General features: G+C 37.5%; 10 protein-coding genes. 6 read left to right on the top strand and 4 right to left on the bottom strand.

Annotated features, from left to right (window positions below):
- The first annotated feature begins 87 nt into the window (after positions 1-87).
- From LOS73_RS05780 to LOS73_RS05770, 3 genes are all read left to right on the top strand, one after another.
- A complete protein-coding gene (locus tag LOS73_RS05780; RefSeq protein WP_007375621.1) occupies positions 88-309 on the top strand; it encodes a hypothetical protein in 222 nt (73 codons plus the stop codon).
- A 180-nt stretch (positions 310-489) separates the two neighbouring features.
- Positions 490-2,508 carry a hybrid sensor histidine kinase/response regulator gene (locus LOS73_RS05775; RefSeq protein ID WP_457934658.1) on the top strand — a complete coding sequence of 673 codons (2,019 nt, stop codon included), beginning with the start codon at positions 490-492 and terminating at the stop codon, positions 2,506-2,508.
- Between the two features lie 92 nt (positions 2,509-2,600).
- The gene (locus tag LOS73_RS05770; RefSeq protein ID WP_457934657.1) at positions 2,601-4,154 is read left to right on the top strand and encodes a hypothetical protein; all 1,554 of its coding nucleotides are present in this window, start codon (positions 2,601-2,603) and stop codon (positions 4,152-4,154) included.
- Positions 4,155-4,340: 186 nt separating this feature from the next.
- On the opposite strand, the gene LOS73_RS05765 is transcribed toward LOS73_RS05770, so the two are convergent.
- From LOS73_RS05765 to ahpC, 3 genes are all read right to left on the bottom strand, one after another.
- A complete protein-coding gene (locus LOS73_RS05765) occupies positions 4,341-5,381 on the bottom strand; it encodes an IS481 family transposase (protein ID WP_033032172.1) in 1,041 nt (346 codons plus the stop codon).
- Positions 5,382-5,490: 109 nt separating this feature from the next.
- Positions 5,491-7,071, bottom strand: coding sequence for an alkyl hydroperoxide reductase subunit F (gene ahpF, locus LOS73_RS05760; protein WP_457934656.1), 1,581 nt, complete (start codon positions 7,069-7,071; stop codon positions 5,491-5,493).
- A 155-nt stretch (positions 7,072-7,226) separates the two neighbouring features.
- Entirely contained in the window at positions 7,227-7,796 is a 570-nt protein-coding gene (gene ahpC, locus LOS73_RS05755; protein ID WP_457934655.1) for an alkyl hydroperoxide reductase subunit C, read from the bottom strand.
- Positions 7,797-8,054: 258 nt separating this feature from the next.
- Between ahpC and LOS73_RS05750 the strand changes: the two genes are divergently transcribed.
- From LOS73_RS05750 to LOS73_RS05740, 3 genes are all read left to right on the top strand, one after another.
- Positions 8,055-8,474 carry a DUF3429 domain-containing protein gene (locus LOS73_RS05750; protein WP_457934654.1) on the top strand — a complete coding sequence of 140 codons (420 nt, stop codon included), beginning with the start codon at positions 8,055-8,057 and terminating at the stop codon, positions 8,472-8,474.
- A 67-nt stretch (positions 8,475-8,541) separates the two neighbouring features.
- The gene (locus LOS73_RS05745) at positions 8,542-8,943 is read left to right on the top strand and encodes a hypothetical protein (protein WP_008134428.1); all 402 of its coding nucleotides are present in this window, start codon (positions 8,542-8,544) and stop codon (positions 8,941-8,943) included.
- Between the two features lie 3 nt (positions 8,944-8,946).
- Positions 8,947-9,777 carry a class I SAM-dependent methyltransferase gene (locus LOS73_RS05740; RefSeq protein ID WP_457934653.1) on the top strand — a complete coding sequence of 277 codons (831 nt, stop codon included), beginning with the start codon at positions 8,947-8,949 and terminating at the stop codon, positions 9,775-9,777.
- On the opposite strand, the gene LOS73_RS05735 is transcribed toward LOS73_RS05740, so the two are convergent.
- Positions 9,763-11,370 carry a GMC family oxidoreductase gene (locus LOS73_RS05735; RefSeq protein ID WP_457934652.1) on the bottom strand — a complete coding sequence of 536 codons (1,608 nt, stop codon included), beginning with the start codon at positions 11,368-11,370 and terminating at the stop codon, positions 9,763-9,765. The genes LOS73_RS05740 and LOS73_RS05735 overlap by 15 nt on opposite strands.
- Positions 11,371-11,431: the final 61 nt, after the last annotated feature.

The raw sequence follows: 11,431 nt of genomic DNA, 5'->3' as shown, positions 1-11,431 counted from the left end.
AACGCAATTAGCGCTAAAAATAGCTGCTTGAGATAGATTTATTATCCAGAACTCAGGTTAGCTATAACCTACACATAAGAGAACATTATGAGCGAAAAAATAAACGAAGAAGCACTCCACGCACTTAAAATAGCCTTTACTTACATGCCTAAAGCGATTGAAGTGACAAAGTATGAATATGGCGAGCGCTACCAAAGTGTGCTTGATCACATTGAAGCTGTACGCGAAACATTGCTTATTAACGATGTTGATCCTGAAGAAGTAGGCGGCGATATCAACCCTGAGTACACACCCAATTCAACTTATTAATATAATGATTTGATAATTAAAAGATTTATAAATAATCTTTTGTGCTCAAATTCAGTAAGAAATATTGAACAAGTACTACAAATAAAAGCTGAATAACGCTATCTTTAGTTAAGCTGCTTTACTAGCTAGTTCCATATCAAGATATTAATTAGATTCTAAAAAATTAAGGGATGTTTTCTATTGAATTTTCTTAGACGTTTTCACGATATAGTATCGGATCAAGACCTTAATTTTGACGATAAAACCCACCAGCTTCTAGAGTTCGGACTCGAGGTTTTTAACCTCGATTTAGCAATCATTAGCCGTGTTGAAAATAACTGTTATTCAGTGTTACATGCCATAACCCCTAATAACGAATTAAAAATAGGCACTCAATTTGATCTGGATGGCACCTACTGCGTACACACACTTGAGGCAGGTTCCGCACTTGCATTTCATAAAGTATCACAGAGCATAATTGCAGATCACCCATGCTATATTAATTTTCAGTTAGAATCGTACATTGGTGCACCTATAAAAGTAGGTAACAATGTATACGGTACTGTTAACTTCTCTTCTGCAACTGAATCACCAGTATTTTCAGACGACGCCTACGACTACATTGAGTTATTTGCACAATGGTTAGGGGCTGAATTTGCTCGCAGCATCACAAGAGAAGAACTCACTAAAAACAGTAATAGTTTATTGAAACTAGAAAGTGTAGCTAATATAGGCACGTGGGAAGTAGACTTAACTAATAATAATATTTATTGGAGTCAACAAACTAAACGCATCCATCAAGTTGACGAAAATTATCAACCAAAAATAGACTCTGCGCTTGAGTTTTATAAAGAAGGTCAAAGCAGAGATAGTATAACAAAAGCAGTCGAACTCGCCGTACAATCAGGTGAAAAGTGGCATTTAGAACTGGAGATAATCACAGCTAAAAAGCAACATATTTGGGTGTCAACTTTTGGCGAAGCTGAGTTTGATGACGGTATTTGCGTAAGACTTTTTGGCACATTTCAAGATGTGACAGAGTCAGTTACCCTCAGAGAAGAACTTAAAAATAAAAAGGCCGAAGCAGAACGATTACTTGACGATAGAAGCATGTTACTTGCAAAAATAAGTCATGAACTAAGAACACCGCTCAACGGTATAACTGGCATGCTAACCACATTAATAGATGAACAAAACGAAGAAAAACGGTCTGAAAAAATAAAAGTTGCATTACGCAGTGCCGATATTCTTCTGAGAATAATCAATGAAGTACTCGATTTTTCTAAAATCAATCATGGTGAATTGAAACTCGAACCAACCGATTTCTTACTTAAAACAATTTTTACTGATCTTACTTCCTTGTACTCCCCATTGTTTACAAATACTAATGTGGACTTAAAAGTTAGCAATAATATACCCGACCATTGCTGGGCTTATTCAGACAATACAAGATTAAGTCAAATAGTCTCTAACCTATTAAGTAATGCTTTGAAATTCACCGAGCAAGGGTCGGTAAAATTGCAAACATCAATAACTAAAGCGAGTAATCAATTCACTTTAAATATTGAAGTGCATGACACAGGCAGAGGCATGACAAGTGGGTTTTTAAAGTCATTATTTTCGCCTTTCACTCAAGAAGTCGACGCCAAAAACAGCAAAGGTGGAACAGGACTTGGCTTAGCAATAGTTAAAGAACTTGTAGAATATATGGGCGGTACAATAAAAGTAGAGAGTGAGATAAATAAAGGCACACATTTTTTACTGAGTATTCCAATTAAACCGGGCAAAGAACAAATACATCACTCAAGTAACATATCGCAAGTTAATCTTTATGCTTGCAAGCTTTCTGTTTTAGTTGTCGATGATAACGATATAAATAGATTAGTACTTGATGCATCATTAAATAAGTTTAATGTGAGACCCGACTTTGCAGTTGATGGGCAAGACGCCATATTAAAGTGTCAGCAAAAACACTACGATCTTATTTTTATGGATTGTATTATGCCAATACTCGATGGCTTTGAGGCAACAAAACAACTGCGTTCAAAAGACATTTGCAGGCATGACTCAACTTATATTGTTGCCTTAACAGCTAATACATCAGCGCAAGATAAGCTAGCATGCAAACAAGCTGGTATGGATATGTTTATCTCAAAACCGTTTAAAATGCACTCATTAGAAATTGCGATTGCCTCGGCTGCTAAGCGGCTAGATTTTTAAACTTATTGACCTTTATATACTTACGAGTGAATAAAAACTAATATAATTAAAGTGTTTATCTCGAATAATTTGAATCATAAGGAAAGCGAAGTATGATCTTCGGTAGTGAAAAAAATAATAGAGAAGAAATTGGCTTAATTTGGGAAAGACTTGTTCCGATCGAACGAAAAAACACCGAATTCGATAAGAAATTTATAGCTCTAGATGAAAAACTAAATTTACTAGAAGCAAAAGCTAAACAACCAAGTGAAAGCCAAAAAGATGCTCAAACAGCATCAAGATCAGCAATCGCGTACAGGTCAAATATAAAGAAAATAAAAGAAGAAATTGAAAAACATGCCGATTCAATTAAAGCGATACATACTTCCGTATCGAGCTCCAAGACAAGTATTGAAGAGAACTTGGAGTTAGTTACTAACTCTCAAGATAAATCCATTGAATTATTACATAAGATTCAAAGTATTGAATCTGAAACTGAAGAATTAAAGTCATCTTTACAAGCTAATGTAGACATACTTGTAACAACTGTTGATGAGCACAGTGATTTACCGACAAAATTAGTTAATGCTCTTGAAAGTATTGATGAGTTAGAAGGTATTGAAACTAAAGCTCAAGGCATTCTCAAAAATATTGCATCTCATCACAGTAAAATAAAAGAATTAAGGCAAGAGATTTTAGGGTATGACACAGAAAGTGATACTGGTGAAATAGAGCATATTGAAGGACTTAAAGATGAACTTGAAATCTCATTTAATGAGTTAAAAAAGAACTATTCAGATTTCAATCAAGAACTAATTGATTATAAACAAGTAAAAACAGAGCAATTTGAATCACTTGTTAGTAAATCAGAAAAAGATATTGAAGAATTACGAGATAAATATGACATTTCTCACAAGGAACAACTTAGCAACCATAATAATCAACATAATGAAGTTTATAATAGGATAATTAAGTTATTACCTGATGCACTAACTGCAGGTTTAAGTAGTGCTTATGATGAAAAAACATTATCGGAAAAAACCGAAATGGAAAATCATAAAAACACTTTTACAAATGCTATCCGTAGCCTTGTCGCTATTTCTTTAGTTCCTTTTGCTGTTGATCTTTATTTACTGATTGGCCTAAATAAAGATCTATTAGCCGTTTTGTCAGATACTCCAAAAATTATATTATCAATTTTACCACTATATCTACCTGTTTTATGGATAGCTTATTCAGCCAACAAAAAAGCAAACCTTTCCAAAAGGTTAATCGAAGAATACACACACAAAGGAGTTTTAAGTAAGACATTTGAAGGCTTATCAACCCAGATAGAAGAATTGAAAGACGGTGATCTATCCAATGAACTTCGTGTAAAGCTATTATTTAACATCCTTCATGTTAATGCAGAAAATCCAGGGAAACTAATTTCTGATTATAAAACGACTGACCACCCTATTATGGATGCACTTGATAAAAGTGTTAAATTAGGAAATGCGGTAGATAAATTAAAAAACATACCTGGTTTTTCGAATTTAATAACAAAACTAGATAAAGAAAGCCAAGATATATTAATAAAAACAGCAGGTAAAGTTGAGACAGGGCTAAAAGCCAAAGATTCAATAATAGTAAAATCAGATGATCTAGATAGTCGTTCACCAGGGTAGTGCCTAAGAAACATGTATTTAAAGAACTTTATAAATTAAAAAAGCCGCCTTTGGAGAAGGGCGGCTTGGGTGAACAAACAGCTAAGGGTGAACGCTGTTATATCAAGAGAGATTTCTGGTTAACTAAGCTGTACTAGCTCAGACTTGATCTGACAGTTACCCATTTTTCTAATGGTGACTGTTAGTTTAGATTTGAGCTAAATTCTTTTCTGCCCAAACCGTTTTTCCATCCAGTAATGTTTCAAGTGGTGTTCGACCGCAACATACTTTTCCTTGATGAGTCCGATCATTGTTGTAGTAATCCATCCATTCGTCCAGATCTTTTTGTAGTTCTTCCATTGAATCGTACAACTTTTTGCGGAATGTGATTTGATAGAACTCGTTTAAAATCGTCTTATGGAAACGCTCACAGATACCATTTGTTTGCGGGGACATTGCTTTCGTTTTTGTATGGTCGATGTCGTTAATTGCCAAATATAGCTGATAATCATGATGCTCAACTCGCCCACAATACTCAGTTCCTCGGTCAGTTAATATTCGAAGCATAGGCAATTTGTGACCTTCGAAATAAGGCAATACTTTATCATTGAGCATGTCAGCCGCTGTAATTGGCGTTTTCGTTGTGTAGAGCTTCGCAAAGGCGACTTTACTGTAGGTATCCACAAAGGTTTGTTGATAGATACGACCAACACCTTTAAGGTTACCAACATAAAATGTGTCTTGTGAGCCAAGATAACCGGGATGCGCTGTTTCAATTTCACCACAGGCTTCATCGTCATGTTTTTTCTTTTCTAGCGCAGCAACTTGGGCGTCAGATAAAATAATGCCTTCATTAGCGACTTTGTTTTCCAATGCTTTCAATCGTTTTTTGAAGTTTTCTAAATCGTGACGCAACCAGATTGAACGAACACCACTACCTGAGACAAACACGCCTAACTTACGAAGCTCATTGCTGGTTCTATGTTGACCGTGAGCAGGATATTCAACTGCATAGTTAATGACGGCTTGCTCTGTTTCTTCGTCAACGCGATTCTTTATATTTGGTGTACGGCGGTTCTTTTCGATTAATGCATCGATACCACCTTCATTAACGAGTTCTTGATAACGATAAAATGTATCTCGTGATACGCCCATGACTTTACAGGCTCTTGATACATTGCCTAGTTCTTCGGCAAGGTTAAGTAAACCAGCTTTGTGTTTTATGATTGGATTGTTAGTATGCAACATGAGAGTTACCTTTTTGTTTGTTTTGATTTAAAGATTCGACACCTTTATCAAAACGGGTAACTCTCACTTTTTCAAGTTGAATTGTCAGATCTTGTCTGAACTAATACAACTAAGCAGCGCTTTGATCTTGCTCGGTTTCATCGCTGTGACGAATTAAATAATCAAATGCACCTAAACTTGCTGTTGCACCGCTGCCCATTGCAATAATAATTTGTTTAAACGGAGTATTGGTTGCATCCCCCGCGCCATAAATGCCTGGTAATGAAGTTGCGCCTTTAGCATCAATCAGTATTTCACCAAATTTACTTAATTCAAGGTCGCTGTCTTTTAACCACTCGGTATTTGGTATTAAGCCTATTTGTACAAATATACCGGCAAGTTCAAGCTCTTTACTCTCTCCAGACACTCTATCTGTGTACATTAAGCCTGTTACTTTTTTACCATCACCAAGTACTTCGGTTGTTTGTGCACTTTTGATAATAGTAATATTAGCCATACTTTTAGCTTTACGAATAAGCACTTCATCAGCTCGTAATGTGTCTGCAAATTCAAGTACCGTAACGCTTTGCACAATATTGGCTAAATCGATTGCCGCTTCTATACCTGAATTACCACCGCCAATTACAGCAACAGGTTTGCCTTTAAACAAAGGGCCGTCGCAATGTGGGCAATATGCCACACCGTGGCCGCGATATTCTTGCTCACCTGGAACGTTCATTTCGCGCCAGCGTGCACCAGTGGCAAGTACGAGCGATTTAGCTTTAAGTACTGCGCCATTTTCTAGTGTAATTTCGTAACCATTGTTATAACCAAGTGCCGCTGCACGCTGATTATGCATTACATCTACATCGTATTCTTTAACGTGCTCTTCAAGCTGAGCAACTAACTTTGGCCCTTCAGTCGCCTTAATCGAAATAAAGTTCTCTATTGCTAATGTATCGGCAACTTGCCCACCAAATCTGTCGGCAACAATGCCTGTATTTAACCCTTTTCGCGCTGAGTAAATCGCAGCCGATGCACCCGCAGGCCCGCCACCAACTACAAGTACATCAAACTCGTCTTTTTCGCTTAGCGCTGCGGCTTGTTTAGCAGCCCCTTTGCTATCTACTTTATTGAGTATGTCAGTAAGGCTTAGTGCACCTTGGCTAAATGGTTCGCCATTTAAATATACAGCCGGTACAGCTAAAATATTTCGCTCTTCTACTTCATCTTGAAATAATGCGCCATCAATCATGGTGGCTTTAATATTACTGTTTGTCGCAGCCATAGTGTTAAGTGCTTGCACGACTTGCGGGCACGTTTGGCAACTTAGACTTATGTATACTTCAAAGTTTAGCTCTTGAGTGAGCGATTGTATTTGCTCAATGTCTTCGCTTTTAGCTTTACTTGCGTGTCCGCCAGTATGCAAAAGTGCTAACACTAAACTTGTGAATTCGTGACCCATAGGTACGCCTGCAAACGTAATATGAGTGTTTTTAATAGGTGAATGTACAACCATTGATGGGCGACGCGCGCTTGTATCAGGATTGTTTATTACCGTAAATTTATCGCTTAGTGAGGCTAAATCGTTTGCTAAGCTTTCTACCTCTGCTGATTTTTTGCTGTCATCCAAGGCAATAAGCAGCTCAACAGGTTGAGTAAGCGATTCGAAATGGCTTTTTAATTGATTTTTTATGTTGTTATCTAACATGGCTTAACCCTTTTAGGAAAATTTAAACAGCAGGCCTCCCATGCCAAATAATGCATGTGCTTAAACAAATATATTGATATAGGAGGCATCAACAAGCGTACGTTTGTTGATTTAAGGGCAGTAACCTGCCCTTACTTGATTGGAAAATCAGGTACTTAGATTTTACCAACTAGGTCTAGTGAAGGTGCAAGTGTGTCTTCACCTGGCTGCCAAGATGCAGGGCAAACTTCACCGTCGTGAGTTGCAATGTATTGTGCAGCTTGTACTTTACGAACAAGTTCTTTAGCGCTACGGCCAATACCTAGATCGTGAGTTTCGATAATTTTAATTTCGCCTTCTGGGTTCATTACAAATGTACCGCGAAGTGCTAAGCCTTCTTCTTCAATCATTACGCCAAAGCCGCGTGTAATACGCCCTGTTGGGTCGCCAATCATTGGGTAAGTGATTTTACCAATTGTGTCTGACGTGTCGTGCCATGCTTTATGAGTAAAATGAGTGTCAGTAGATACTGAGTAAACCTCTACGCCCATTTCTTGAAGTTGTGCGTAATGATCTGCCACATCGCCAAGTTCAGTAGGACATACAAATGTAAAATCAGCTGGGTAAAAGAAGAAGATTGACCATTTACCTAGAACATCTTTTTCAGACAATTCTACAAAGTCACCGTTGTGGTAAGCGGTTGCATTGAATGGTTGTAATTTTGTGTTGATTAATGAAGTGCTCATGGTATTCCTCATTTATATTTAAGTAGAATTAAAGTTACTCAACGCAGCCGTAGTATGTGGCCTCTTGCGTTGGCTTGATTAGTACAATAAGGCCAATTGATAATTAAATAAAATTGATTGTTTAGATTAAACCAATCGATTTTTAAGATTGAACTAGATTGTGTCTTTTTCCGTAAAAATAAACGGGCTCTAATTTTTGGACCAAAATACTGTTACAATACCCGCGCTTTTAATTATATAAACACAGGGCATACTGTTATGGAAAAATTTATCAATCACATTCAATTAGGCTACTTAGGCTTAATACCATTTTTAGGCTGCGTGGGTTGGCCGCTTGTGTTTGGTAGTAACAGTATTAACTTAGAATTTTTCACTTTTTATAGCATTGCTATATTAGCATTTATGACAGGTAACCTATGGCGAGCGGGTGAGCAAAGCTATAGCGATGCAGTAAAAGCCGTACTACCGGTTATTCCTATACCATTTTTAGCCTTTGTACCTGTTGAGTGGGCATTGGGTTGGTTAGCTATAAGTTTTTGGCTTGTGCTACTTTTTGAAAAAGCGACTGCGCAATGGCAAACCTACCACAAGGATTACCAAAAAATGCGTGTTGTACTTACCTCTGTTGTGTTTGTTTGTCATATCCTTACTATTGGTATGAGTATTTATCCTAAATAGCAGCTGTAAACTTAAATATTGTTCGGTAATAAGGTAATATCCGCGCACTGCTATTTGAGGACACACTATGATTGACCAACTACGCCAACAACTCGATGAACTAGGCGAAAACTACGTAGAGAAAAACGCTGCATTTAAAATCAAAGTGATCCCATTTTTTTGTGCTATTCGCATTAAAAAAGATCATAAAAGTGAAGGTCGTTTAAGCTTTTATTCAAGTCAATTACTCGAAATATTTTTAGTCGTCTTATTTTTGCTATTCGGTTTAACACTTTACGATACAGATGCAGGATTTACTCATGGCCCTATTCATATTGCCTTTGCTGTTTTAATTACTTTTAATCTTATTATTAAACAAATCGCAATCGAAGGGTTAAAAACCAGACTTGCGTTTCATCGTTTACTAGCAAAAGACTCACAAACAAATAGCGATATAAATAATACTGCTACAAACATAAACGCTAAATAAAATATGTACTTAAATCCTCAATGGCGAATACTCACCGTAGGCGATGGCGATTTATCGTTTTCGAATGCTATTTACACTCACCTATCGCCAAAAGCTTTAGTTGCATCTACTTTCGATGACCAGACCACAATTGAGCAAAAGTACCAGCACAATGCACTTAGCAATTTAAAAGCGCACAACGTTGAAGTACTCAATGGTTTTGACGTAACAAACCCTGCGTGTTGGCAAGCTCTAAGTGAAAGCAAGCACAGCTTTGATGTGGTTATTTTTCAGTTTCCACTCATACCTGCGTTTGTTGGCCGTGAAGCGTTTGAAAACAACACGCGCCAAACCAGCATAAATGTACTTAACCGCGCTTTACTGCACCAGTTTATTAAATACGCTAACGAATACGCGCTTGATAAAAATGGTCCAATGCTGTGCTACATCACCTCAAAGGACGTAAAACCCTATCGCGAATGGAATATAGAAGGCAGTTTAAATACTCATCTAAACATTGAGTATTTTGGGCAAATGCCTTTTGATATTAGCCGCTTTGAAGGTTATAAAATTCGTAATGTTGACCGCGATAAACACGTCAAAGACACCAGCGGTATAACTTACGTTTTCAGCCCAAAAAGTATCGATAAACATACTAGCGAATTAAGCTCACGTCTCACAAAGCCTGCATACTTAACACCAAACCATTGCCCGCTTTGTCGCGTTGGTCCCTATATGGCAAATGAAGATGAAACTAAGCATATAAATGCTAAAAAACATAAGCAAATGCTGCACCTTGAAAGCGATTGGCAACAATGGCTAAATGATTTTTATAGCTCGTTAATCTCTAAGTGATGATTTAATTAAATCAGCCGCTTTTTCTGCAATAGCAATAACGGGTGCATTAGTATTACCAGTAATAATGCTAGGCATAATAGACGCATCAACCACGCGTAAATTACTCATCCCATGAACCCTCAAGCTTGTATCTACCACTGCCATTGAGTCTTGTCCCATTTTACATGTACCAACTGGGTGGTATTCGGTATCTGCTGTTTGGCGAATGAATGCAATAAGTTGCTCATCGTTATTTATATCAAGCGGATACACCATTTTTCCGCGTATGCTATCAAAGGCTTTGCTTTGCATAATCATCAACGTTTTTTTAAGACCTAATAACATTGCTGCTAAGTCATCTGGATGGCTTAAGTAATTAGGGTCAATAAGTGGAGCGCTACGCGGATTGTTATCAGCTAACGTAATCGTGCCTCGGCTTTTAGGACGCATAATACTGCTGTGTATACTGTAACCATGCCCAGTGTGTAATTTACGACTATGATCGTCCACCAGCCCAATAACAAATTCTAATTGCACATCTGGCGCTGGCGAGTCTTCAAATAATTTAATAAACGCGTGCGACTCTGCAAAATTACTGGTTAAACGCCCTTGTCGTTTACAAAACCAATCTACACAACCTTTTAAAATATGTCCTATACCTAACGGGCTCATCCCAAACGTGCCTTTATTGTATTTGGCTTTAAATAATGGCACCACGGTTAAATGATCTTGTAAATTATTACCGACTCCCTCAAGCGGCACAGCAACGTCAATATTATGCGCTTTTAAGTGATTTTTTGGCCCAATGCCTGAAAGCATCAATATTTGCGGAGAGTTAATAGCACCTGCGCTTAATATTACTTCTTTACGTGCGAGCAAATTAATAACCTGATTATTGCGCTCTATTTGCACGCCTTTCGCTGTGTTATTTTTTATATTTATTTTATTAACATGGCTATTGGTTAATACAGTTAAATTTGGGCGGTTTAAATACGGTGTTAAATATGCCTTTGCTGCACTACACCGCTCGCCATTATGCTGCGTTACTTGCGATAAACGTGCACCACTTTGTTCTTCGCCATTTATATCGGTACTTAAATTAACGCCCTGCTCAGCACAGGCATTTAAAAAGTATTGATTGACATGGCTTGGGCTATTTAGCTCTTGTATATGCAGTGGGCCTTTTGTACCGTGAAGATCATTATTTATAAACGTTTTATTATTTTCAGCTTTAATAAAATATGGGAGTAAACTCTCAAAATCCCAACCAGTATTGCCATTAGCCGCCCATTGGTCGTAATCGTATTTATTACCTCGAATATAAACCATTGCATTAGTCGAGCTTGACCCACCCAATACTTTGCCTCTAGGTACAAACCCGCAACGATTATTCAGCGCTTTTTGCACTACTGTATTGTAATGCCAACTATTAATACCATAAGGCACACTCGCCGCAATTCCCGCTGGCATTTGAACAAATGCGCTGTTATCACTTTTTCCTGCTTCAATTAAGCACACGCTTACATTTTTATCCTCTGACAAGCGCGATGCAATAACGCAACCGCCACTGCCAGCTCCAATAACAATGTAGTCAAATGCGGTGTTGTTCATGGTGTACCTTAATTAAAATTTAAACGGCTTTAATGGCAATAGTGCATAGAAAAACCCAGCA

The sequence above is a fragment of the Pseudoalteromonas sp. SCSIO 43210 genome, from assembly GCF_054133285.1.
Note: the sequence above shows the minus strand (reverse complement) of the source record. Positions and strands in the feature narration are given on the sequence as shown.

Excerpts from the sequence above, each read along its gene's own strand:
- LOS73_RS05735 (WP_457934652.1), bottom strand. The coding sequence starts at position 11,370 with ATGAACAACACCGCATTTGACTACATTGTTATTGGAGCTGGCAGTGGC.
- LOS73_RS05770 (WP_457934657.1), top strand. The coding sequence starts at position 2,601 with ATGATCTTCGGTAGTGAAAAAAATAATAGAGAAGAAATTGGCTTAATT.
- LOS73_RS05780 (WP_007375621.1), top strand. The coding sequence starts at position 88 with ATGAGCGAAAAAATAAACGAAGAAGCACTCCACGCACTTAAAATAGCC.
- LOS73_RS05745 (WP_008134428.1), top strand. The coding sequence starts at position 8,542 with ATGATTGACCAACTACGCCAACAACTCGATGAACTAGGCGAAAACTAC.
- LOS73_RS05740 (WP_457934653.1), top strand. The coding sequence starts at position 8,947 with ATGTACTTAAATCCTCAATGGCGAATACTCACCGTAGGCGATGGCGAT.
- ahpC (WP_457934655.1), bottom strand. The coding sequence starts at position 7,796 with ATGAGCACTTCATTAATCAACACAAAATTACAACCATTCAATGCAACC.
- LOS73_RS05765 (WP_033032172.1), bottom strand. The coding sequence starts at position 5,381 with ATGTTGCATACTAACAATCCAATCATAAAACACAAAGCTGGTTTACTT.
- LOS73_RS05750 (WP_457934654.1), top strand. The coding sequence starts at position 8,055 with ATGGAAAAATTTATCAATCACATTCAATTAGGCTACTTAGGCTTAATA.
- ahpF (WP_457934656.1), bottom strand. The coding sequence starts at position 7,071 with ATGTTAGATAACAACATAAAAAATCAATTAAAAAGCCATTTCGAATCG.